General features: G+C 34.3%; 19 protein-coding genes. 6 read left to right on the top strand and 13 right to left on the bottom strand.

Translation table 11 applies throughout. The features are described from left to right. The first annotated feature begins 7 nt into the window (after positions 1-7). Positions 8-1,906, top strand: coding sequence for an amidophosphoribosyltransferase (locus tag ACKOWY_RS05635; protein WP_408940467.1), 1,899 nt, complete (start codon positions 8-10; stop codon positions 1,904-1,906). Positions 1,907-2,068: 162 nt separating this feature from the next. On the opposite strand, the gene ACKOWY_RS05630 is transcribed toward ACKOWY_RS05635, so the two are convergent. The 4 genes from ACKOWY_RS05630 to ACKOWY_RS05615 all read right to left on the bottom strand — a co-directional run bounded on the left by ACKOWY_RS05630 (position 2,069) and on the right by ACKOWY_RS05615 (position 6,271). Beyond that, entirely contained in the window at positions 2,069-2,560 is a 492-nt protein-coding gene (locus ACKOWY_RS05630) for a nuclear transport factor 2 family protein (RefSeq protein WP_408940466.1), read from the bottom strand. Between the two features lie 62 nt (positions 2,561-2,622). Further along, positions 2,623-3,954, bottom strand: coding sequence for an ammonium transporter (locus ACKOWY_RS05625; protein WP_408940465.1), 1,332 nt, complete (start codon positions 3,952-3,954; stop codon positions 2,623-2,625). A 195-nt stretch (positions 3,955-4,149) separates the two neighbouring features. Further along, the gene (locus tag ACKOWY_RS05620) at positions 4,150-5,160 is read right to left on the bottom strand and encodes a serine hydrolase (protein WP_408940464.1); all 1,011 of its coding nucleotides are present in this window, start codon (positions 5,158-5,160) and stop codon (positions 4,150-4,152) included. A gap of 91 nt (positions 5,161-5,251) precedes the next feature. Further along, positions 5,252-6,271 carry a LacI family DNA-binding transcriptional regulator gene (locus ACKOWY_RS05615; protein ID WP_408940463.1) on the bottom strand — a complete coding sequence of 340 codons (1,020 nt, stop codon included), beginning with the start codon at positions 6,269-6,271 and terminating at the stop codon, positions 5,252-5,254. 159 nt (positions 6,272-6,430) lie between these two features. On the opposite strand from ACKOWY_RS05615, the gene ACKOWY_RS05610 reads away from it, so the two are divergent. The 4 genes from ACKOWY_RS05610 (at position 6,431) to ACKOWY_RS05595 (ending at position 12,350) form a co-directional block, all read left to right on the top strand. Then, complete coding sequence (locus ACKOWY_RS05610; RefSeq protein WP_408940462.1) at positions 6,431-8,848, top strand: TonB-dependent receptor domain-containing protein; 2,418 nt, start codon at positions 6,431-6,433, stop codon at positions 8,846-8,848. Between the two features lie 88 nt (positions 8,849-8,936). Continuing rightward, on the top strand, positions 8,937-10,250 hold the full coding sequence (locus ACKOWY_RS05605; protein WP_408940461.1) for an MFS transporter: 1,314 nt from the start codon (positions 8,937-8,939) through the stop codon (positions 10,248-10,250). After that, the gene (locus ACKOWY_RS05600) at positions 10,243-11,418 is read left to right on the top strand and encodes a glycoside hydrolase 100 family protein (RefSeq protein WP_408940460.1); all 1,176 of its coding nucleotides are present in this window, start codon (positions 10,243-10,245) and stop codon (positions 11,416-11,418) included. Before ACKOWY_RS05605 ends, ACKOWY_RS05600 begins: the two co-directional genes overlap by 8 nt. A 2-nt stretch (positions 11,419-11,420) precedes the next feature. Continuing rightward, positions 11,421-12,350 carry a carbohydrate kinase family protein gene (locus ACKOWY_RS05595; RefSeq protein ID WP_408940459.1) on the top strand — a complete coding sequence of 310 codons (930 nt, stop codon included), beginning with the start codon at positions 11,421-11,423 and terminating at the stop codon, positions 12,348-12,350. A 64-nt stretch (positions 12,351-12,414) separates the two neighbouring features. Here ACKOWY_RS05595 and ACKOWY_RS05590 read toward each other — a convergent pair whose 3' ends face one another. The 6 genes from ACKOWY_RS05590 to ACKOWY_RS05565 are packed head-to-tail and all read right to left on the bottom strand — an operon-like array spanning position 12,415 to position 20,860. Then, positions 12,415-14,085: a sodium/sugar symporter gene (locus ACKOWY_RS05590; RefSeq protein ID WP_408940458.1), complete on the bottom strand. Its 1,671-nt coding sequence runs from the start codon at positions 14,083-14,085 to the stop codon at positions 12,415-12,417. A gap of 3 nt (positions 14,086-14,088) precedes the next feature. Further along, a complete protein-coding gene (locus ACKOWY_RS05585) occupies positions 14,089-15,141 on the bottom strand; it encodes a UDP-glucose--hexose-1-phosphate uridylyltransferase (RefSeq protein ID WP_408940457.1) in 1,053 nt (350 codons plus the stop codon). A 3-nt stretch (positions 15,142-15,144) separates the two neighbouring features. Then, complete coding sequence (gene galK, locus ACKOWY_RS05580; protein ID WP_408940456.1) at positions 15,145-16,314, bottom strand: galactokinase; 1,170 nt, start codon at positions 16,312-16,314, stop codon at positions 15,145-15,147. 8 nt (positions 16,315-16,322) lie between these two features. Continuing rightward, complete coding sequence (galA, locus tag ACKOWY_RS05575; protein WP_408940455.1) at positions 16,323-18,749, bottom strand: beta-galactosidase GalA; 2,427 nt, start codon at positions 18,747-18,749, stop codon at positions 16,323-16,325. Between the two features lie 4 nt (positions 18,750-18,753). Next, positions 18,754-19,803, bottom strand: coding sequence for an arabinogalactan endo-beta-1,4-galactanase (locus ACKOWY_RS05570; protein WP_408940454.1), 1,050 nt, complete (start codon positions 19,801-19,803; stop codon positions 18,754-18,756). Positions 19,804-19,813: 10 nt separating this feature from the next. Then, the gene (locus ACKOWY_RS05565; protein WP_408940453.1) at positions 19,814-20,860 is read right to left on the bottom strand and encodes an aldose epimerase family protein; all 1,047 of its coding nucleotides are present in this window, start codon (positions 20,858-20,860) and stop codon (positions 19,814-19,816) included. Positions 20,861-20,961: 101 nt separating this feature from the next. Here ACKOWY_RS05565 and ACKOWY_RS05560 point away from each other — a divergent pair, with 101 nt between their 5' ends. Continuing rightward, on the top strand, positions 20,962-21,960 hold the full coding sequence (locus tag ACKOWY_RS05560; RefSeq protein WP_408940452.1) for a GntR family transcriptional regulator: 999 nt from the start codon (positions 20,962-20,964) through the stop codon (positions 21,958-21,960). 49 nt (positions 21,961-22,009) lie between these two features. Here ACKOWY_RS05560 and ACKOWY_RS05555 read toward each other — a convergent pair whose 3' ends face one another. The 3 genes from ACKOWY_RS05555 to ACKOWY_RS05545 all read right to left on the bottom strand — a co-directional run bounded on the left by ACKOWY_RS05555 (position 22,010) and on the right by ACKOWY_RS05545 (position 23,728). Continuing rightward, on the bottom strand, positions 22,010-22,498 hold the full coding sequence (locus ACKOWY_RS05555; RefSeq protein WP_408940451.1) for an ester cyclase: 489 nt from the start codon (positions 22,496-22,498) through the stop codon (positions 22,010-22,012). A gap of 21 nt (positions 22,499-22,519) precedes the next feature. Then, complete coding sequence (locus tag ACKOWY_RS05550; RefSeq protein WP_408940450.1) at positions 22,520-23,011, bottom strand: hypothetical protein; 492 nt, start codon at positions 23,009-23,011, stop codon at positions 22,520-22,522. Positions 23,012-23,095: 84 nt separating this feature from the next. Further along, the gene (locus tag ACKOWY_RS05545; protein ID WP_408940449.1) at positions 23,096-23,728 is read right to left on the bottom strand and encodes a Crp/Fnr family transcriptional regulator; all 633 of its coding nucleotides are present in this window, start codon (positions 23,726-23,728) and stop codon (positions 23,096-23,098) included. Positions 23,729-23,734: the final 6 nt, after the last annotated feature.

Genomic DNA, 23,734 nt, shown 5'->3' with positions numbered 1-23,734 from the left:
AAATACAATGAGTGACGCAATTAAACACGAATGTGGTATTGCCCTTTTAAGATTAAAAAAACCGTTAGAATTCTATAAAGAAAAATACGGTTCTGCTTTCTACGGAATACAAAAAATGTATCTCCTAATGGAAAAACAACACAACCGAGGTCAAGATGGCGCTGGGTTTGCTTCCATAAAACTCGATGTTCAACCTGGTGAACGATATATCAGTAGAGTTCGATCAAATGATGCACAACCCATTCAAGATGTTTACGCTCAAATAAATGATCGTATTAATTCAGAGATGGCTTCACATCCTGAATATGCAGACAATGTAGCTCTTCAAAAAGCCAATTTACCTTATATAGGAGAGTTGTTTCTTGGCCATGTTCGTTATGGTACGTTTGGAAAAAATAACATAGAAAGCGTTCACCCTTTTTTAAGACAAAACAATTGGATGCACCGTAATCTTATTGTAGCCGGAAATTTCAACATGACGAATGTTAAAGAGCTTTTTAATAGCTTAGTTGAATTAGGACAACATCCAAAAGAAATGGCTGATACAGTTACGGTGATGGAGAAAATCGGACACTTTTTAGATGAAGAAGTCACCGATTTATATTTAGAATGTAAAAACAACGGCTTAACAAAAAGAGAAGCTTCTCCTGTAATTGCAGAGAAATTAGATATTGCCAAAATATTAAAACGTGCATCTCGTGGATGGGATGGGGGCTATGCAATGGCTGGTTTATTAGGTCATGGCGATGCTTTTGTTTTAAGAGATCCAGCCGGAATTCGTCCTGCTTATTTTCATGAAGACGATGAAGTAGTGGTTGTAGCTTCAGAAAGAGCGGTAATTCAAACGGTTTTTAATGTTTCCTTTGAAGATGTAGTTGAGTTGGAGCCAGGAAGTGCATTAATCATTAAAAAAGACAACACTGTTTCTGTTAAAGAAATAAATACACCTACAATAAAAAAAGCGTGTTCTTTTGAACGCATTTATTTTTCAAGAGGAAGTGACGCAGAAATTTATCAAGAAAGAAAAAATTTAGGTAAATTGATTCTTCCAGATGTATTGGAAGCTATTGATGATGATACCGACAACACGGTTTTTTCTTATATTCCAAACACTGCCGAAACTTCTTTTTATGGAATGGTAGAGGCGGCTAATGATTTTTTAAATCAAAGAAAAAATCAGTTTATTTTAAATAATAGAAAAACACTCACAAAAGAGGGGTTAGAAGAAATCTTGTCGGTTAAAATTAGAACCGAAAAAGTAGCTATAAAAGATGCTAAATTAAGAACTTTCATTACCGAAGACAGCAGTCGTGATGATCTAGTTGCACACGTATATGATGTTACTTATGGGGTGATTAAGCCAACAGATAATTTGGTAATTATTGACGATAGTATTGTGAGAGGAACTACTTTAAAAATGAGTATCCTTAAAATGATGGATCGATTACAACCTAAAAGAATTGTAGTGGTTTCTTCTGCTCCGCAAATAAGATATCCAGATTGTTATGGTATTGATATGGCTAAATTGGAAGGATTAATTGCCTTTCAAGCGGCTTTGGCTTTGCTTAAAGAACGAAATTTATATCATATTGTGGATGAGGTGTATGCTAAATGCAAAGAGCAAGAAAACTTACCTGATTCAGAAGTTGTAAATTATGTTACCAAAATATACGAGCCGTTCACCGACAGGGAATTGTCCGATAAAATTGCACAACTACTAACTATAGAAACGATCAAAGCTGAGGTTAAAATCATTTTCCAAAGTATTGATAAATTGCATGAAGCATGTCCTAAAAACCTTGGCGATTGGTACTTTACAGGAGATTATCCAACTCCGGGAGGAAATCGTGTAGTTGGTCGAGCTTTTATGAATTTTTACGAAGGAAAAAACGACAGAGCATATTAAAATCTACAATAAAGTGCATTTCAACGACTTTTACTGTCGTTGAACAATTTTATTTTGACAACAAATCCAGGTGGGCTTATATTTGTACCACCATGAGATTAGTAGGTTAAGTTTATGGTAGATTTGGGGCAAAAAGGGGGAAAGCAATTTCCCCCTTTTTATTTAATACAAGCGCTGTTTTGTTTTTAAAATTGGATCTTCTAATGTCGATTTTATTTTTACCACTTCATCGGAGTTGTCATTTGGAATGGTCATTGAAAGCACATAATGTTTGATTTTCCAGGTATTGTTAATCTTAACAACTACCCCCGATCCTCTACAAATTTTCATATGTGTATCTAATAATTCGTCAAACCAAGCCATTTTTTTGTCTGCCGAAATATAAATATGTCTTTCAATTGGGGTGAAATTCCATGCCTTTCCTTTATCAAAGTAGGGTTTAGCAAATGCTTCAAATTGTTTTTTGTTCCAATTTTCGGTGGCATCGGTGCCAATAAAAATACCATCCTCAGACAAAGCCGAGAAATAATCTTTAAAATTTGCTGCCGCTGCCGCTTTATGCCAATTGTTTAATAAGGTGTCGATTTCAGCATTCACTTGACTATAAACTGGGATAATAGCAAGGAATAAAATTGAGATAAGGAATTTCTTCATTGTGGAATTATTTTTGAGTTAATAGGTTTTAAAACAAAAATAAACCAAATAATTAGATAAATCTAAAACTTCTCACCATGTTGGGATTGATCTAACCCTATTTCTTCAGATTCTTCGGTAACACGAAGCGGAATCATAAAATTGGTAACTTTAAAAAGTAAATAAGCTCCTCCAAAAGTAAAAACAGACACTAGTAAAAGCGCCAACATGTGGTGCCTAAATACTGCTATTCCACCATGAAGCAAACTAGCATTTTCGCCTTCGGCAAAGATCGCAGTTAGAATCATACCCATTATTCCACCAATTCCGTGACAAGCAAATACATCCAGAGTGTCATCAATTTGCTTTAATTTTTTCCAATTAACCATAAAATTAGAAACGATAGCGCCAATAAATCCAAAAAAGATACTTTGCGGTATTGAAATGTATCCGGCCGCTGGGGTTATCACAACCAATCCTACAACTGCACCGATACAAGCACCAAGAGCAGAAACTTTTCTTCCGTTTAATCGGTCTAAAAACACCCAAGTCATCATGGCTGCTGCCGATGCGATTGTGGTAGTTGCAAAAGCCATTGCCGCGGTAGCATTTGCAGCTAATGCAGACCCCGCATTGAAGCCAAACCAACCAAACCAAAGTAAGCCAGTTCCTAATAGCACAAAAGGAATATTTGTTGGGATGTGTTCGCTTTTCTTACGCTTACCAAGTACTAATACTCCAGCAAGAGCTGCAAAACCAGCACTCATGTGAACTACAGTTCCTCCAGCAAAATCTTTTACACCGAAATAGCCACCCAACAGGCCGTGAGGATGCCATATCATGTGGCATAACGGTGCATAAATTATTAAGGTAAACAAACAAATAAATAATAAAAAGGAAATAAATCGGATGCGTTCTGCAAGTGCCCCAGTAATAATTGCAGGGGTTATCACTGCAAACTTCATTTGAAATAAAGCAAACAAGATAAATGGAATCGTGGGTGCTAAATTTTTATTTGGCATAACTTCCACTTGATCAAAAAAAGTAAAATCGAAAGGGTTGCCAATAACTCCATAATAAACATGGTCAATTGTAAATCCAATTGGCGCACCAAAAGACAAACTAAATCCTATGGTTACCCATAACAAGCTTACCACTCCTAGGCAAATAAAACTCTTAAGCATAGTAGAAATTACATTTTTCTTTCCTACCATACCGCCATAAAAAAAGGAAAGTCCTGGGGTCATTAATAAAACCAAACAAGAAGCGGTTAGCAGCCAAGCCACATCAGCAAAATTGATGTTTTTTGTTGTAAGAAATTCGGCGCCTGAATTTTGATGAGGCCAAAATAATCCTAAAATGGCAACTACGGTAATAATTACAAAAGCAGATATCCAGCGTTTTTCTAGTTTCATTTTTATATAAAATAAATTACCCCTAATAATAATAGGGCAAAATTATAAAATAATATAAAATTTTGAAAATGTAGTTTAAAAAAATAGGGGGTACAACCCTACTTTTATTTTATTATTGTTAATTAGTCAATTAATTTAAATATTAATTAAAATAAATAAAAAATAATAAGTAATCAGAAATTTATGGAATGAGAATTAGTTAGCAAGCTTATTTTTATATACTACCGAAGAGATATCACCAATAAGTTTAGACAATGAAGCGTTATCTTTTCCTTTGGTCATTACTGTAAGTAGATACGGTTTTTCATTAAGGTAAACAATTGCCGATTCATGAAGTTGTTTTTCTGTTGGAGTTCCCGATTCTCCAAATTTGTGAGCCATTTTAACAGATTCAGGGACTCCTTTTCTAATGCCGTCATTAAATTCACATTTGCATAGTAAATCAGCAGCAAATTCAGAATCATCTATTGTTAAGTAGGAAGCATTGTATATTGCTCTCATAAACAAAGAATATTGCTTAGTTGTAAAAAAATATTGTTTTCCGTTTACTCTTGGTATTTCTAATTCTAAATCTTTAAAAAGTTTTATTAATACATCAGGATTTAGATTATTATTCAATAAGGCAGTCGCATTATTATCTGAATATTCTATCATATATTTAAGTAATTCTCTTACTTTATATGATTTACCTAGCTGTATCGTTTTAGACTTAAAGGCAACGGCTTTACCAATATTAAATGGATTATTATAAAGCAATTCTTTGTCTAATACTCCAGGATGTTCCTCATTCATTTTTAAATAAGCAATCAATATTGGCACTTTAAACAAAGACCCTGGTTCGTATTTTTCTTCTTCATTAAGAACAGTCCATTCATTTGCAGAAAAATCTTTTAGATAGACTGATGCAGAAATAACGCCTTGGTAGTTTTTGTAGTTTTCAATTATTGTATTCATTTCAACCTTTAGAGAGGCCAATCCATCTCCTTCACAAACATCGTCAACAAATAGTAAAGGTTTAATATGAGGATATCCCTCTAAGCGTTCCACTTTGTAAGCGCAGGAACTATTGGCTTGAGATAATTCAATAATTTTTTCTTGCTCTTTTTTTTCAATGTAGTTCGTAATAAAAAAGGTAACCAGCGCTGTAAATAAAACAAAACCAATAATATAAGGTATAGATATTTTTTTTGAAAATAGAGAATTCATAGATTTTGGCAACAAATAATAGTAATACAGCAAATATCACCATAATATTATTTCAAAAAAAGAGAATATGGCAAAAATTTTCAATAAATATCTAAAATGATGATTCTCTTTCAATTACCGTTGTAGTAAGTTCAATAGTTTTAGGCGAGAACGGTTTTAGTTCTTTATTTGCATGCATTTCTTCTAATAATAATTTAAAAGATTGAACACCCATTTCAAAGCTAGGTTGGTCTACGGTGCTCAGTTTAGGAGTAATTACCTGAGACATAAACCAATTGCTAAATCCTATTATTTTAATTTTTTCGGGTACTTTGATATTGATTTCATTCAGATAGGCTAAAACACCAACTGCAACCAAATCGGTTATTACAAAAATCCCATCCACATCGGGATGCTCTTTAATTATTTGCGCTGCAAATTCTTTTCCTTCATCAAAAGTTACGTTATTACAGGTATAAACTAATTTTGGATCAAAAGGAATATTGTTTTTTTCTAAAGCTTTTTTATAACCTAAAAATCGATCAATTGCATTTTGTGGATTTACTGGACCACGAATATGTGCAATTTTTTTACACCCTTTATTAATTAAGTGTTCTGTTGCTTCAAATGCCGCTTTTTGATCGTTAATGATCACTTTTGAACTCGGAATTAACTTTGCAATTTTATCAAATTGCACTAACGGAATTTCTCTTCTAATAATTTCTTTCAAATGCAAATCATCATTTGATTCATTGGAAAGCGAAAGAATGATACCATCTACTCTTTTATTAATTAGCAACTCCACTTGTTTTTTTTCTAAATCAATAGATTCATTCGATTGAAGTATAATAACCAAATACCCATTTTTTTCTGCCTCGGCAATGATTCCGTTTACTACACTTGAGAAAAAATGATGGACTACCTCAGGAATAATTAGTCCTATGGTTTTTGATTCTTTCATTCGAAGATTAACTGCAAATGAATTGGGAGTGTATTGTAAATTGTTAGCAAGGTCCAAAACAGATTGTTTGGTTTTCTCACTTACATCGGGGTAATTTTTTAATGCTTTAGAGACAGTAGTTATTGAAATCCCTAAAGTTTCTGCTATTTGTTTTAAAGTTGTCTCTTTCATTTAACAAATATTATAAAATTAATTCAAATTTCAAATATCGAAAACGTTTTCGGCAATTTCGAAAACGTTTTCGATGCATATTTCCTAATTTTATGTTAACAGAAAATATAATTTCGAATTATTAATCAACTTTTTTTATTAATCAAACAAAAATCAAAAATGAAAAAAATTACTAATTTTTTGAAAAAAATGATGTTTTTAGTAGCTCTTTTGCTATATAATTTCACATTTTCACAAATTGATAACGAAAAGAAACAAGACTCTATTAAAGGTGATAAACTAGAAGATGTCGTAGTTACTGGTGTTATTAATCCAAAAACCAAATTACAATCTAGTGTTTCAATCACTTCATTAGATGTAAAACAAATTGAGCAATCAGCTCCTAGATCAACTGCAGAGATTTTTAGAACTATTCCAGGTATTCGTTCTGAATCTTCTGGTGGGGAAGGAAACTCAAACATTGCGGTACGTGGTGTGCCAATTTCTTCTGGTGGATCTAAGTATTTACAAATTCAAGAAGATGGTCTTCCTGTATTATTATTTGGTGATATTGCTTTTGCAACAGCCGATATTTTTACAAGATTTGACGGAAATGTATCTAAAATAGAGGCAATCCGTGGAGGTTCTGCATCTGTATTAGCAACTAACTCACCTGGTGGTATCATCAACTTCATCAGCAAAACTGGTAAAACAGAAGGTGGACGTGTAGCAACAGGATTTGGATTGGATTACAACAACTTTAGAACTGATTTTGACTACGGTACTAAAATTGGTGACGGTTTATATTTTCATACAGGTGGTTTCTACAGAACTGGTGAAGGTGTAAGAAAAACAGGATTTACTTCTAATAATGGAGGTCAATTTAAATTTAACATTACTAAAGAATTTTCAAATGGTTCTGTAACTGTTTACACTAAATTCTTAAATGATAGAGCTGCAGCTTACATGCCAATGCCACTTCAAGTTTCTGGAACTAATGCTAGTCCATCTTGGGGAAGTATTGATGGCTTTGATGCTACTCACGGAGCATTACAGTCGGTTTACTTAAACCACAATGTAGGTTTAGGTCCTGACGGAGAATTAAGAAGAGCAGCTGTTGCTGATGGGATGCATCCAGTTTCTAAATCTATTGGTGTAAGTGCAAACTTTACTCTAGACAACGGATGGAAAATTTCTGAAAATGGAAGATATTCAGCTAACAACGGTGGATTCATTTCTCCATTCCCAGCTGAAGTAGGTTCTGCAGCTTCAATTGCAGCTTCTTTTGGAGCAGGTTCTACTTTAACTTATGCTAACAGCGGAACTCCATTTAATACTGCTAACGGATTGGTTTCAAGAATTCACATGTTTGATACCCAATTAAACAACTTTGATAACTTTATGAATGATTTAAAATTATCTAAAAAGTTTGATAAAGTTGATGTAACTGTTGGATACTTCAAATCACTTCAAAATATTTCTATGTCTTGGTTGTGGAATTCTTACTTACAAGAAGTATCGGATAACAATCCAAGATTGATCAACGTAACTAACGGAAGTGGTACTTTACTTTCTGAAAATGGTTTATATGCATACGGAACTCCAGCTTGGGGTAACTTAGCAAGAAACTATGATACGCAATACAATGTTTCTGCTCCTTATGCAAACGTAAACTTTACTGCTACTGATAAACTTACAATTGAAGCTGGTTTACGTTATGATATGGGTAAAGTAACTGGATCTTTCGCAGGAGGAACTTCTTCAGCATTTGATGTTAACCATAATGGTACTATTTCTCCAGCAGAACAAAATGTATTCGCTGTAAATACTGCTAATTCTACTGCAGTAAACTACGATTATAAATATACTTCTTACTCTGTAGGAGCTAACTATTTATTATCTTCAAACCAATCTATTTTTGCTAGAGTTAGTAAAGGTGCTTCTGCAAAAGCAGATAGAATCTTATTCTCTGGATTAAACTACATGGATGGAAGCAAAATCAACGCATTGGATTTCTTAACTCAATCTGAAGTTGGTTACAAACAAAAATTCTCTAAAGGATATTTATATGCTACTGCTTTCCAAGCACAAACAGATGAGCAAGGTGGATTTGAGGCTACAACTCAAACGATTATTCAAAATAACTATAAATCTTATGGTTTAGAGTTAGAATCTTCTTACAATGTAAACGATAAATTTAATGTTAGAGGTGCATTAACCTATACTAAAGCAGAAATTACTTCTGGAAGCAATGTTGGTAATGAGCCAAGAAGACAACCAAAATTCATGTATAACTTTATTCCATCTTATAAATTTGGAAAAAGCAACGCTATTGGTTTCAGTTTTATTGGTCAATCAAAAGCTTATGCACAAGACGAAAACAAGTTAGTTATGAATGGATTTATGATTGTTAACTCTTTCATTGATTTCACATTAACTAAAGGATTGTCTTTAAATTTATCTGGAAACAACCTACTAAACACTTTAGCAATTACAGAAGCTGAAGAAGGAAGTATTACAGAAAATAAAGTTAATTACGTTAGAGCTAGACCAATGCCAGGAAGATCTATTTCTATGGCGATTACGTATAGATTCTAAAAAAAATCATGTTAATTTTTGTTAGTGAACAATTCCTGTGCTTAAATTAGCTCAGGAATTGTTTTTTTAAATTTTAAATTATTACCCAATGTATTTTAAAAAACCCGCATTAACTTTTTGGCAAATAATCAACATGAATGTTGGGTTTCTTGGTATACAATATAGTTTTGGTTTACAGCAAAGTGCCATAAATCCTATTTATGATTTTTTAGGTGCACACCCAGATCAAATTCCACTACTAAATTTAGCCGGACCTTTAACTGGTTTATTAATTCAGCCTTTAATAGGTGCTTTAAGCGATAAAACGTGGTCGCCAAAATTTGGAGGTAGAAGAAAACCGTATTTCTTTATTGGAGCCATAATTTGTAGTCTTGCTTTATTTTTATTTCCATTTAGTAGTTCTTTATGGATGGCCGCTGGATTACTTTGGATTTTAGATGTGGGAAATAATACAGCAATGGAGCCCTATCGCGCTTTTATTGCAGATAAATTAGATGAATCCCAGCAAGCAACTGGATTTCAAGCACAAAGTTTTTTTACAGGATTCGGACAAACTTTAGCTAACGTGTCCTTATTTGTATTTCCGTTATTATTTATTGGCACAATGGGCAAATTACCAACTTGGGTTTATGCTTCATTTTTTCTAGGATCTATTTGTTCTATTGCATCGGTTTGGTGGAGTTCACACACTACCAAAGAGATTGTTCCTACTCAAGAAGAGCTAGAAAAAATCAAGTCAGAATCTATTAGTTTGGTATCACCATTTGTTGATATTTTTAAAGCAATAAAAGAAATGCCAAAGGTAATGTGGCAGTTGGCATTGGTATATTTATTTCAATGGTATGCCTTGTTTTGTTATTGGCAAAACTCTTCTAAAAGTATCGCACTTTCAGTTTGGAATACCACTCCCGAAAAAGACATGAAATTGTATGGAGAAGCGGTAAGTTGGACCGGGTTAGTTAACGGCTGGTACAATATAGTTACCTTTTTATGCGCCTTTAGTTTGGTTTATTTTGCAAAAAAATATTCCGCCAAAAAAGTACATTTTGGATGCTTAGTATTGGCAGCAATTGGATTTTTAGTTTTCCCACACATTCAAAATAAATATTTGTTATTCCCTGCCATTACTGGATTCGGGATAGGATGGGCCAGTATGATGGGAATCCCTTATTTAATGATAGTAAATGCAATTCCTAAAGAACGTTACGGAGTTTATATGGGAATAATCAACATGATGATTGTAATTCCGATGTTCATCCAAACGATTACCTTCGGATTCATTTTAAAACACTTTTTAAATAACGATCCGCGAATGGCAATTACCTTTGCAGGAGTATTATTACTCTTGAGTGCTATTTGTACTTTATTTATTAAAACAAAAAAATCAGCAGAAAGTGAATAATTTAGCCTATGATAATGCCGTTGCATTATTGCACAAAGTTTCTACTGCTAATGGCTTTTTAGCCAGTGCTGAAAACACGTCCAATTATAAAAGAGTTTGGGCGCGTGACGGAGTGATTTGTGGTTTGGCCGCTTTAGCATCTGGAGACGAAAAATTAATTGCTACTTTTAAAAATACCCTACAAACTCTTGCAGATCACCAACATAAAATTGGAACGATTCCTTCTAACGTTTGTTTTCTAGAAGAAAAATCAGAAATTAGTTATGGTGGATTAGCTGGAAGAGTAGATGCAGTAACTTGGTTTATCATTGGCGTTTGTCAATACAGTTATTACACGAATGATAGTGTTTTTCTTGAAAAAAATAAAAGTGCAATTGAAAAATGTTTGGGTCTTTTAGACGCTTGGGAATTCAATAATAAACACCTTTTATATATTCCCCTTTCAGGAAATTGGGCTGATGAATACATAACCGATGGCTATGTTTTATACGACCAATTATTGCGAATTTGGGCACTTAAAAGTTACAATCATTTTGTGAAAGATGCAGCTATTTCTGAAAAGATAGCCAACATTCAAAAACAAGTTGAGGTTAATTTTCAGCCCAATACAACGGGAGAAAAATACCATGATGGAGCTTATAATGCGGTTGAATTTAAAGGGTACATGCCTTGTTCATTTTCACCTTCGGGATATAAAACTAATTTTGATGCTTTCGCAAATTCATTGGCGGTGCTATTAAATATTGGAACCGAAGCGATGCAAAATAGTATTGTCTCGTATGCTTCAAATTTAGCTTCAGAAACTAAACTAGGATTGGTGCCTGCCTTTTGGCCACCTATTTTTGAAACTGATGAATATTGGAGCCTCTTGCATAAAAATTGCAAATATGAATTTAGAAATTTTCCATACGAATTCCATAATGCAGGAAGCTGGCCTATGGTAAATGGATTTCTTGGCTTGGCGTTACTTTCAAAATCTGAAAAAGAAAAAGCAGCTCTAATTTTGGATAAAATTCAGGAAGCCAATGCTAAAGGAAATTATTCCTATTATGAAAATTTCAACACCAATACCGAAGCTCCTAACGGAGTTTCCTATTGCGCTTGGAGTGCAGCCGCCGAAGTGCTCCTGCAACAAAGTATACATACCAATTTTAAACTAGTACTATAATTTTGAATAAATCAATTGACATAATTTGTATTGGAGAGGTACTTATTGATTTTATTGGTCACGAAGTAAATGCCTCTATTAATAAAACTAAAGATTACCACCGTTTTCTTGGAGGATCGCCTACAAATGTAGCAGTGAATGCTTCTCGATTGGGCTTAAATTCGGTGTTGGTAGCATCATGTGGGCAAGACGGATTGGGAGATTATATTATTCGAAAATTAAATTCGAATAAAGTAGCTACCTCACAAATTAGAAAATCGGATACTTTACCAACTTCTGTTATTTTTGTTTCTAAATCAACAGAAACACCCGATTTTATTCCGTATAGACAAGCTGATTGTGAAATTTATGAAGAACAATTACCTGATGCAACCCTTGCCGACGCTAAAATATTTCACACCACTTGCTTTGCATTGAGTAAAAATCCTGCCCGAACTACAATTTTAAGCAGAGCTAAAAAAGCTAAAGAATTGGGCTTGCGATTGAGTATTGATATTAATTTTTCGGAGCGTATTTGGCCAAATAGAGAAGAGGCAAAACAAGTTCTTAAAGAATATTTATCCTACAATCCGTTAGTAAAACTGAGTGAAGATGATTGCTTTCGTTTATTTGCAGAAGTAAAATCGGAAGAGTTTATTTTTGAATATTTCCATGCATTGGGTGCAAATACTATTTGCCTTACCAAAGGGAAAAATGGAGTGGTTGTATCAGATACAAAAGAAGGATTACTGTATCAAGAAGCAATTCCGCTAGACGAAATAAAAGATACCACAGGCGCAGGAGATGCATTTTGGACCGGTTTCTTGTATGCGCAATTGCATGAATACGATTTAACAACAAGTATTACGATTGCTCAAAAATTAGCCGCTATCAAGCTTCAAAATATTGGTAAATTACCAGATAATTTAGAAATATTGGAGTTAATTCAATAACAGCAAGATATAAAAAAAGGGCAAATTTTATTTGCCCTTTTTTTATACAATCAAAAGTTACTGCTTACCAAAAAATAGTATATAAAGCTGCAATTATTGACACTACAACTAGCATTCCAACTGTAAAACTTGGCGACATTTTAAACATAGAACGATCTATATCTAATCCATTTGCTGGAACACCTTTTCTAGTTTCGAAAATACTAATGAAGTACATTCCAATAACACAGATTAAGAATACAAATCCCATTCGGTCAATAAAAGGCATCTCATAAATTCCATCTCCATTTTTTACAGAAAATCCAACAGAACTTAAAAAGGATAGATCAACAAATGCTGGGATAAATTTGAATAATATTGATAGTAAGAATCCTCCAATTGTTGCAAATAATGCCGCATTGGAAGTTGTTTTTTTCCAAAAGAATCCCATTATAAACATAGCAAAAACCCCAGGACTAACAAACCCAGAATATTCTTGAATGTATTGAAAACCTCCTTTTTTATCAATTCCTAAAAACGGAGCTACAATAATTGCAATCACCATAGCGGCTACGATGGTTAGTTTTCCAATTTTAACCAATTGTTTCTCATCGGCATTAACATTCAATTGGGTTTTATAGATGTCTAGCGAAAATATGGTTGCTATACTATTGGCTTTTCCGGCGAGTGAAGCTACAATTGCAGCGGTTAAAGCGGCAAATGAAAGCCCTTTCAATCCAACCGGAAGCAAGTTTAATAAGATTGGGTAGGCTTTATCAGGATTCACACCTCCATTTTGAAGCATTTCGGTATGAAAATGTCCGTTTTGATATAAAACATAAGCGGCAATTCCGGGTAATACTACAATAATTGGCATTAATAATTTTAAGAAAGCGGCAAACAAAATTCCGCTACGAGCCGTTTTAATATCGGCACCCAGCGCACGTTGGGTAATGTATTGGTTGCATCCCCAATAATTCAAATTGATGATTAACATTCCGCCAATTAATACCGAAAGGCCAGGAAGATTAATATAATTTGGATTTGATTTTTCAAAAATCATATGAAAGTGATCGCCCGCTTTTTGTTGCATAAGGGTAAATCCATTTAAAACGCCTTCCGAACCAAATTCAGTTGCAACTAAATTTAAAGCTAAATAAGTGGTGATCAAGCCACCTAAAATCAGGAAAAACACCTGAATCACATCGGTATAACCAATTACTTTCATACCTCCTAAGGTGATCATAACCGCAAAAAAGGCTAAGAAAACCATACAGAATGTAAAATTCAAACCAGCAATACTACTGATGGCTAAAGCCCCTAAATATAAAATAGATGTTAGATTTACCAATACATACAGCAACAACCAAAAAACAGCCATAATCATGGCAACATTGCTATTATACCTTTTAGTTAGGTATTGCGGCATGGTAAAAATCTTATTTTTTAAATACACTGGCATGAAGAAAATGGCAACAATAATCAGTGTGGCTGCGGCCATCCATTCATAAGTTGCAATTGCCAATCCCATTGTGAAACCGCTACCGCTCATTCCAATAAATTGCTCGGCACTAATGTTACTTGCTATTAAGGAAGCCCCAATCGCCCACCAAGTTAGTGATCCTTCTGCTAGAAAATAATCGGTGCTGCTGGTGCTTTCTTTCTTTTTCTTGTTGTAAATCCAAAATCCATATCCTACAATAATTGCAAAATACAGGAAGAAAACAAGGTAGTCTTTGGTTGCTAGGGTCTGCATGGTTTAGTTGGTTTTTAATTTATAATGTATAGTTGGTAGGTCTCTTAATATTTTGGCACTTTTTTCGGGAGAAATATCGCGTTGCGCTTCACCAAGCATTTCATACCCCACCATGAATTTTTTTACGGTTGCACTTCGCAACAAAGGAGGGTAAAAATGCATATGTAAATGCCATTCTGGATGCGAAATTCTATCGGTTGGTGCCTGATGAATTCCAGAAGAATAAGGAAACGAGGTTTCAAAAAGATTGTCGTATTTTGTTGTAATTCCTTTTATTATTTCTGCAAATGAGCTCGTTTCTTCTTTATTCATTGCAATGATATTACCAAAATGTCTTTTGCTGATTACCATGGTTTCGTAGGGCCATGTCGCCCAAAACGGAACTATAACTACAAAATGTTCGTTTTCTAAAACGATGCGCTCTTGTGATTTTAATTCTGCTTCGAGGTAATCTTTTAGCAAACTGGTTTTGTTTTTTTCAAAGTAAGATCGAAGGTTTTTTTGAGTTTTTTCTATCTGTGTAGGAATAGAAGATTGCGCCCAAATTTGTCCGTGTGGATGCGGATTACTACAGCCCATAACACTACCTTTATTTTCAAAAATCTGAACGTAATTAATAAAATCCTGACTTCCTAAAACTATATATTGTTCTTTCCAGGTGTTAACTACCTTTTCAATTTCAGAAACTTCCATTTCGGGCAAAGTGAGGTTGTGTTTTGGAGAAAAACAAATTACTTTATTGATGCCTCTTTCTGGTTTTAATTGAAATAACGAATTGGAATTGTTCTCAAATGAAACTTCCTCTTTTAATAAGGCCGAAAAATCATTTTCAAATACATAACAATCCGTATAATTTTCATTTTTCACTCCATTGGAACGTACATTTCCCGCACATAAATAGCAGTTTTCATCATGCTCTGGTCGGTTATCCTCGGCTACTTTTTCATTTTGCCCTTGCCAAGGTCGTTTGGCACGATGGGGCGAAACCAAAATCCATTCGTCTAACAACGGATTGTAGCGGCGGTGCGGATGTTCATTTGGATGAAACTCTTGCATAATTTATTTTTTATATTTCGTTGTTCCTTTTGAAACCTTTACTTTATAAGCTTTTAATTCAATACCAAAAGCAGTTTTATACTGCTTGGCAATTTTCTCGATAAGATCATTTTCAGATCCTTTTTCTACCAAGTTAATGGAGCAGCCTCCAAATCCGCCACCCATCATTCGGGAACCTAAAACGGATTTTTCATTTTGAACAGCATTAACCATAAAGTCGATTTCGTCACAACTCACTTCATATTCTTGAGACAACCCGTGGTGCGTTTCCGACATTAATTGTCCCAATTGAACAAAATTAGAATTTTCTAATGCCGTAACTGCAGCTTGAACGCGTTGAATTTCTTTCACCACAAAATTGCAGCGTTTATAAAGTAAATCTCCTAAAGTTTCTTTTAAATCCGACAGCATCTTTTCGTTGCAATCTCTAAAAGTAGCCACTTCTGGGAATTTTTCTTTAATAATTTCTAATCCTTGCTCCACTTCATTTCTTCGGTCGTTATATCCAGAAGTTAAAAGCGTATGTTTCACATTGCTGTCTAATAATAATAAGGAATAATTGTTAAAATCTGCTTTGTGATATTCATATTCTAAACTAGTGCAATCTAATTTAATTACTTTATTTTTTTTACCAAAAACCGAAGCAAATTGGTCCATTATTCCGCAATTTACTCCTACAAAAGTATGCTCTGATTTTTGTCCGATTAGCGCAATTTCTTTTTTTGATAAATGTAAATCAAAAATTTTATTCAAGGCATAACCAATTCCACATTCTAAAGCGGCAGAAGAAGAAAGCCCGGCTCCCATAGGGATATTGCTGCTAAAAACCACATTGAATCCTTTTAAATCTGCCCCTTTTTCCTTCAATTGATGCACCACGCCCAAAATATAATTTACCCACATTATATTTACGGGTTTTATTTCGTCTTTTAAGTCAAAACGGTAGGTTTCATTCAAATCTTTTGCAATTAATACACATTCCGAATTGTGATTCTGAGATACTGCAAAACAGATGTATTTATTGATGGCTGCAGGTAATACAAAACCATCGTTGTAATCTACATGCTCCCCAATAATATTGATTCTCCCCGGAGAAAGAAAAATATGTTCGGGACTATTTTGAAAGTTGTTTTCAAAATGAGCTGTTGTAGATTGGATTATTTTTTTCTTCATGCTATAATTTATTTTGCGAGTATCCACATGTAGCCTGATCGTAAACCCTCTGATTTGGCTTCCAAAATAATTTTGCCCGGAGTTTTTCCTGCTTGAATAATAACTTGGCATTTTCCATTAAAGGCACTTCGTTGCCACTTTCCATCCTCGCATTTATCTGGTTCATGCGAACTTGGATCTCCATTTCCAACGCCAATTATTTTAGCATCTCCAGAAATCGTAAATTGTATCTTATTGCTAGCATCCGGCACTTCTTTATTTTCAATGTCTAGGAAAGAAACATTAACCACAGTTCCATCTTTTCCATCTGCTTTAACATCTTCTTTATCGGGCGAAAGCACAATCTGTTCTGCTTGCTTTGTAGTTTCTACTTTTGCCATTAGTTCTTTGCCATTTTTGTGGGCAATAGCTTGTAAGGTTCCGGTTTCGTATTTCACTTCCCATTGTAAATGCCCGTTTCGCGGCATCTCTTTCTTTCCTAAACTAGTTCCGTTTAAAAACAACTCCACATCATCTGCGTTTGAGTTTACCCAAACATCTATAGGTTGTCCAATTTTATTCGGCCAATTCCAATGTGGAGAAATATGAAGCACTTCTTCATTGGTCCACCAACTTTGATAGTAGTAATAAATATTTTTTGGGAAACCGCACACATCCATGATGCCAAAATGCGAATTGATATTTGGCCATTTGAATGGTGTAGGTTCGCCTCGGTAATCAAATCCGGTCCAAACAAATCCACCCAACCAATAGTTGTTTTCGGCAGCTGGTTTCCACCAGGTTTCGGCTTTACTTGCCCACCAAGGCGCGGTAATATCTTGATCGGGGACATAGGCTCTAATACTGTCCTTTTCATAAATTCCTCTTGTGGTTACTGTGCTTCCCATTTCGGTTCCAAGAAGAGGTTGGTTGGGATGAGCTTTATGGTAATCGGCAACGGCATATTCTCTGTAATTGAATCCACGAATCGGAATTACTTCGTTTACCCCTTTATAATCATTTCCCATATCGGCGGCATAAGTGCTGGTTCGAGATGGATCTAATTCTTTTTGAATGTGTAAAAGTGATTGTGCGATTTTTTTTCCAAAATCATTGCCTTGAATGTTTTGTTCTTCATTTCCAATAGACCATAAAAATACCGAAGCATGGTTGCGATCGCGTTTGATTAAGCGCTGAAATTGATCGGTGTATTCAGGGCTGCTGTTCAATAATCGTTGCTCATCTAAGACCAACATTCCTAAACTATCGCATGCTTCTAAAAGTTCTGGTGTTGGTGGATTGTGACTTGTTCGATATGCATTAGACCCCATTTTTTTTAGTAGTTTAATGCGGTAGTATTGCATGAAATCTGGAAGCGCACTACCAATTCCGGCATGATCTTGATGGTTATTTGTTCCTTTAATTTTGATGTGTTTTCCGTTAAGGAAAAACCCTTCATTGGAATCAAATTTTACTGTTTTTATTCCGAATTTGGTTTTCTTTTGATGCAGAATTTGGTTACCCGATTTAATTACCGATACTACTCGATAGAGGTAAGGATCATCCAAGTTCCAAAGGCGAGCGTTTTTGAGAATTAAATTTTGCTGAATTAAAGTAGATTTTTCACCCCCTAAAGTAATTTTTTGCTCGGGAGTTTTACCTAAAACTTTTCCATTTCTATCGGTTATGTAGGAATAAACAGCGGCAGATGAAGCAGATAAATTTGCGTTTTGCACCGAAGTTTCAATTGTAACCGTAGCGTCTTTTCCCTTAACGCTAGAGTGAACATAATGTCCGTCTTCAGGGATGAACAATTTATTGGTGCAATTGAGCCAAACATGTCTGTAAATTCCGGCGCCTTCATAAAACCAACCTTCATTTTGGGTGGCATCCACACGAATTACAATTACATTTTCGGTTTCAAAATTCATGAAATTTGTGATATCGTAGGATTTTCCAATATAGCCACTAAAGTTGGTTCCTACATAAAACCCGTTTATCCAAACAGTTGCGTTTCTATAAATTCCGTCCAATTGAATTTCGAATCGTTTATCGCTTTTGGACTTGTCTACTTTAAAATGCTTGCGGTACCAACCGATACTTGTTTCGGGGAATGTATTTCCAACTGGTTTGTATCCATGGGAATCCATTTCATGAGTTTCCGATTTTACAAAAGGTAATTCTACTACCCAATCGTGTGGTATGTTTAATTTTCGCCAAGTAGAATCAATAAATTTCGGATTCACAATTGTCGTTTCATACACATTGGATTTATGTAAAATTAGAGTGTTTCCATAGCCAAAATCCTTTTCGGGATTGGAAGAATTTCCAAAATGGAATCTCCAATCGTCATCTAAACTGATTTTTTCTTGTCCGATTAATGAACTTGTATTCACTAATAAAAAGGCTATTAGTGACACTAATTTTATGGGTAATGAAGGCAATCTTTGTATCATTTTTTTAATTTTCTTTAAAAGCATCTAAAGCAGGGGATGGTTTTCCATTGGATAACCAACAATTTAATTGGTAACCGCTCCAACTTTTCTCCCCTTCAGGTTCCCAATAAATTACACCTAATCCTTTGTTGTTTGGAACATTCTTAACGGCATTAATTACTGCAGTAAGCATGTCATGTGTATTTTGAACTAAGGTGTAATCGCCTCCAACTTCAACAACCATAACTTCTTTGTTGTAGCGCGAAGCCATATCAATTAAGTTGGCCCCTAAATTTTGGATTGTAGCGGTATAATCGCTATTGATCCAAAACGGATAATAGGATAACCCAATCACATCGTATTTTACATGATTGGCAGTGGCATTATCAAAAAACCATCTGAACTTAGTGTTGTTGTTTCCTTCATCAATATGCACCACCACTTTTATTGAAGAATTTACCGCTTTGGTAGCATCATATCCTTTGTTTAGTAATTGTGCAAGCTGACTAAAATTAGACGAATTTCCATCTGGCCAAAGCATTCCACCTGGAATTTCATTCCCAATCTGCACCCATTCTGGAGTTACGCCTGCGGCATTTAATGCCGTCAAAACATCAAAAGTATGGTTGTAAACATCGTTCAGTAATTCGGAGAAAGAATGATTTACCCATGCTGCGGGTTTATTTTGCTTTGAAGGATCTGCCCAAGAATCGCTGTAATGAAAATCAATCATCACACGCATTCCCATGTTTTTTGCTCGAACAGCCATGGCTACGGTTTCTTCTTTGCTACAATGACCGTTGGTTTTATCGTTTGAAGGATTTACCCAAACGCGAAGGCGAATGGTGTTCATCCCCCTATCTTTTAATAATTGCAAACAGTTTTTTTCGGTTCCATCGGCGTCATAATAATGATACCCTGTGGCTTCCATTTGGGGCAACCAACCTACATCGGCACCTTTTGCAAATGTTGATGGAGTTGGTTCTGTATTTTCTGAAGCCGATTGGGCATTACTACAAGAGTAAATGGAAAAGTTCAATACCACTACCAAGATAAATTTAATAGTATTTTTCATCTGTTTTTCATTAAATATTTTCAAACTTAAAAGTTGTTTTATGACTGTAAGTAGCTCCTTTTTTTACTATTGCGTTTGGAAAATGAGCGTGATTTGGAGCATCGGGAAAATTTTGTGTTTCAAAACAAATTCCGCTTAAGGAATGGTAATCCCTATTTTCTTTTCCTTTTATTTGATTAAAACAATTGCCACCCACATAAATATGAACTCCGGGTTGGTTGGTAAAAACCGACATTTTCAAATTATTTTTTTTACTGAAAAGTAATGCGGCTGCTTCATTATTTTTTTCTAATACAAAGGTAGAATCTATAGATGTTGGGCATTTTTTTTGTTTTGAAAAGTCAAATTCATGGCCGTGTAACGAAATGAAATTTCCGGTTGGAATATTTTCATTGGTTGTCTCAAGAACTTCTTTTGAATTCACCAAAAGCTCTAGATTTTCTATGGTTTCTGAATGCCCGTCCAAATTAAAATAACTATGCTGGGTTAAATTTAGTGGTGTATCTTGATCGGATTGCGCTGTAATTTCAACATGCAATTCCATTGCTTCGGTGAGGGAATAGGTTACTTGCGTATGTACTTCTCCAGGATAATTTTCTTCGCCGTTTTGACTTCGATAGGCTAAGGTAATTGAATCAGAAGAAACAGAAATTACATCCCAAAAAGCTTTACTAAACCCTTCAAAACCGCCGTGCAATTGGTGCTGGTTGTGGTTTTGAGTCAATGAAATTGTTTGATTATTTAATTCAAATTGGGCTTGATTTATTCTTCCGGCATAGCGTCCTACAAGCGCTCCAATGTAGGGTGCACTTGGTAATTCATACGAATTAATATAATCGGAAATTTTATCAAAACCCAATACCACATCCACTTTGCTGCTATTTTTTAATGGCACTTTTAATGAAACCAAGGTGGCTCCATAATTTATTATTTCCAATTCCATGCCGTTATTTGAAGTTAATTTATAACACAAAACTTCTTTACCGTTCGGATGATTTCCGAATGATTTCTCAATTAATGAGGTATTATTTTGTGAAATAGAATTTAAAACGGACATATATTTAGTTTAATGCAATCAAATGTAATTAAATTATACTTTAAGCCATACTAGCACCTACCAGTTTTTTTATAACTTGCCACCAGTTTATTATCGCAGTTATGAAGCTTATCTCATTTGATCCAAATTCTTCTTTGCCTAAATACAGGCAGATTGTACTTGCAATTGAAATTGCCATCGCCGAAAACCGGTTGCAACGAAATGAAAAATTACCTTCGATAAACAAGGTGAGTTTGGAGTTTTCGATATCTAGAGACACAGTGTTATTGGCATATGAGGAATTAAAAAAACGCGGAATTATTTATGCAATTTTAGGAAAAGGCTATTATGTAAAAAGTGTAGAATTTAGTTTTGAGCAACGCATTTTTTTACTTTTTGATGAGTTGAATGCTTTTAAAGAAGAGATTTATAATTCATTTTTGAAAGCCATAGATAATAAGGCGCAGGTTGATATTTTTTTCCATCATTTTAATATGGAAATGTTTACCAAACTGGTAAATGAAAGCAATGGAAATTATTCGAAATACATCATCATGCCAACCAATTTAGTTGGAGCTGCAGCAGTCATTAAAACCCTTCCCAAGCAGGATGTTTATATTTTAGATCAAACGAATGTGGCGTTAAAAGACTACCCTTCGGTTCATCAGAATTTTGTAAAAGATTTGTATACGGCATTATCTAAAGGAAAAAAACTAATAGATAAATACCAGAAATTATTATTAATTTATCCAGGAGATAAAGAGCCTGTTGGCATGGTGGAGGGATTCAAATTATTTTGTGATGAAAACGCAATACCTAATGAGATAATTCCCAATTTTGAAAATCAAGAAATTGGGGAAGGCAATGTTTATATCATTCCTAATGACACCCATTTGGTGCAGGTTATTGAACAATCAAAAAAGCAAAAATTAATTTTAGGAACCGACTTCGGAATCATTTCTTATAATGATATTCCGCTAAAAAAAGTAGTTGAAAATGGCATTACAACCATCTCAACCAATTTTAGTGAAATGGGAAAAAATCTTGCTACAATGGTTTTGAATTCTCAAAAAAAGCAAATTGAAAATCCATCCGAATTGATTATTAGAAATTCGTTATAAAAAAAAGACTGCCTTTTGGCAGTCTTTAATAGGTTTTGTTTGAAGTATTCTATTGTTTTAGAAGTCCTAATTGCTTCATGAAATCCATGTTATCCATAAAATCTCTTTCTTCTACAATTTTTCCGTTTACCATTTTAGCAATGGTGCACCCTTCAACATCAATAGTTTTTCCTGTTGCAGGAATTCCCATAAAATCCCCAGTGTGCGTTCCTTTAAACTCCCAATATTTGGTTAGTTTATCTCCAGAAGCAAAAATATCTTTTACAATAAATTGGCGGTTTGAAAATCCGGTAACGAAATAAGCATAATACGCTTTAGATTTTGCTATTCCTTTAATTTCAGGGATTGTGTGCAATACAATATTTGGGGCATAAGCAGTGTCTAATACATCAACTTTTCCTTCATTTATTACTAAATCCCAAGTTTTAGAATAGGACTTAATATTGTCTTGAGCAATTTTTTCTTTTTCGGCACTTTCATTTTTGCATCCAACAAAAAGTGCACAAGTAATTGTGATAAGGCCAAGTGTTTTTTTCATAATAGGTATTTTTAGTTTAAGTTATTTTACGTCTTGATAAAATTGAGAAACGCCGTCAATTTTCATATTTAAATTAAAATAGAAAAATTCCACTAATTGTTTTTTCCAAACGGTACCGTCAGTGCTAATTCTTGTTTCCATTGAAAATACTATTACTCCAGAAGAAGGATCGGTGTCTTTAATACGCAATGGAACAATTGCAGAAATCTCCCAGTTTAATGATTTATATCCTGCAAAGTAGGCATCCCAATCTTTTGAAGTCATAACTATTTTATTTCCTTCAAAATCTGTAATATTTACTTTATCTGCAAAGAAAGATGCTGCAGCTTTTACATCCATTTTGTTATAAACAGCAGCTAATTTTTCAATTGCTTCGGTTTCTCCTCTATTAGAAAAAACGAATGTTTTTCCGTCGTTTTTACTGCCTTTTTCTAAATATTTTCCGCCGTGGTCTTGGGCATTCATTTGTGCAAACGATAACGCTAGCACCATAATAAAAAGTACTTTTTTCATGATTTGGGTTTTTTTAAGTTTATAATACTTTTACAAACATATTAAAATGAATTGTCAATAGCTAAAATTTTGAATAAGAAATCGTTACTGTTTTACAATTTCAATATGTGCTCGGTGAAGTTTTATCTTTCCTTCTTTTTCAAGGGCTTTCAATAACCTCGAAATCACCACACGCGAAGTGTTTAAATCGTATGCAATATCTTGGTGGGTGGTATTAATTTCTCGAGATCCATTAATTTTTGACTTTTCTAATAGATAGTTTAATAAACGCTCATCCATATTCATAAACGCCAAACTATCTATTGCATTGAGCATTTCTTTCAATCGATTGTTGTAGCTATTAAAGACATAATTGCGCCACGATTTGTATTTGCCCAACCACAATTCCATGTACATTACCGGAATCATTACTACCTTACCGTTGGTTTCGGCTACGGCTTTTATTTCACTTTTTGTATCACCAATACAGCACGTCATCGACATGGAGCAAGTATCTCCTTTTTCAATAAAGTAAAGCAGTAATTCGCCTTCGTCAAAATCTTCGCGTAATATTTTTATCGCTCCCGAGAGGAGCAACGGCATTTTTAAGATTTTATCTCCAAAGTCAATAATTACATCTCCTTCAGAAAATTCTTTTACTGTAGCTACTTGTTCAATTTCATTTAAAAGCGCTTCTTCCAATAGGGATCCATAAATTTGATGTAATGGTTCTCTCATGTTTAT

It is taken from the genome of Flavobacterium sp. (assembly GCF_046073885.1).
In the GTDB taxonomy this organism is placed as follows: domain Bacteria; phylum Bacteroidota; class Bacteroidia; order Flavobacteriales; family Flavobacteriaceae; genus Flavobacterium.
The sequence above is the reverse complement of the archived record's forward strand: the minus strand, read 5'-3'. Positions and strand labels throughout refer to the sequence as shown.

Excerpts from the sequence above, each read along its gene's own strand:
- ACKOWY_RS05635 (WP_408940467.1), top strand. The coding sequence starts at position 8 with ATGAGTGACGCAATTAAACACGAATGTGGTATTGCCCTTTTAAGATTA.
- ACKOWY_RS05630 (WP_408940466.1), bottom strand. The coding sequence starts at position 2,560 with ATGAAGAAATTCCTTATCTCAATTTTATTCCTTGCTATTATCCCAGTT.
- ACKOWY_RS05625 (WP_408940465.1), bottom strand. The coding sequence starts at position 3,954 with ATGAAACTAGAAAAACGCTGGATATCTGCTTTTGTAATTATTACCGTA.
- ACKOWY_RS05620 (WP_408940464.1), bottom strand. The coding sequence starts at position 5,160 with ATGAATTCTCTATTTTCAAAAAAAATATCTATACCTTATATTATTGGT.
- ACKOWY_RS05615 (WP_408940463.1), bottom strand. The coding sequence starts at position 6,271 with ATGAAAGAGACAACTTTAAAACAAATAGCAGAAACTTTAGGGATTTCA.
- ACKOWY_RS05610 (WP_408940462.1), top strand. The coding sequence starts at position 6,431 with ATGAAAAAAATTACTAATTTTTTGAAAAAAATGATGTTTTTAGTAGCT.
- ACKOWY_RS05605 (WP_408940461.1), top strand. The coding sequence starts at position 8,937 with ATGTATTTTAAAAAACCCGCATTAACTTTTTGGCAAATAATCAACATG.
- ACKOWY_RS05590 (WP_408940458.1), bottom strand. The coding sequence starts at position 14,085 with ATGCAGACCCTAGCAACCAAAGACTACCTTGTTTTCTTCCTGTATTTT.
- ACKOWY_RS05585 (WP_408940457.1), bottom strand. The coding sequence starts at position 15,141 with ATGCAAGAGTTTCATCCAAATGAACATCCGCACCGCCGCTACAATCCG.
- galK (WP_408940456.1), bottom strand. The coding sequence starts at position 16,314 with ATGAAGAAAAAAATAATCCAATCTACAACAGCTCATTTTGAAAACAAC.
- galA (WP_408940455.1), bottom strand. The coding sequence starts at position 18,749 with ATGATACAAAGATTGCCTTCATTACCCATAAAATTAGTGTCACTAATA.
- ACKOWY_RS05570 (WP_408940454.1), bottom strand. The coding sequence starts at position 19,803 with ATGAAAAATACTATTAAATTTATCTTGGTAGTGGTATTGAACTTTTCC.
- ACKOWY_RS05565 (WP_408940453.1), bottom strand. The coding sequence starts at position 20,860 with ATGTCCGTTTTAAATTCTATTTCACAAAATAATACCTCATTAATTGAG.
- ACKOWY_RS05560 (WP_408940452.1), top strand. The coding sequence starts at position 20,962 with ATGAAGCTTATCTCATTTGATCCAAATTCTTCTTTGCCTAAATACAGG.
- ACKOWY_RS05555 (WP_408940451.1), bottom strand. The coding sequence starts at position 22,498 with ATGAAAAAAACACTTGGCCTTATCACAATTACTTGTGCACTTTTTGTT.
- ACKOWY_RS05550 (WP_408940450.1), bottom strand. The coding sequence starts at position 23,011 with ATGAAAAAAGTACTTTTTATTATGGTGCTAGCGTTATCGTTTGCACAA.
- ACKOWY_RS05545 (WP_408940449.1), bottom strand. The coding sequence starts at position 23,728 with ATGAGAGAACCATTACATCAAATTTATGGATCCCTATTGGAAGAAGCG.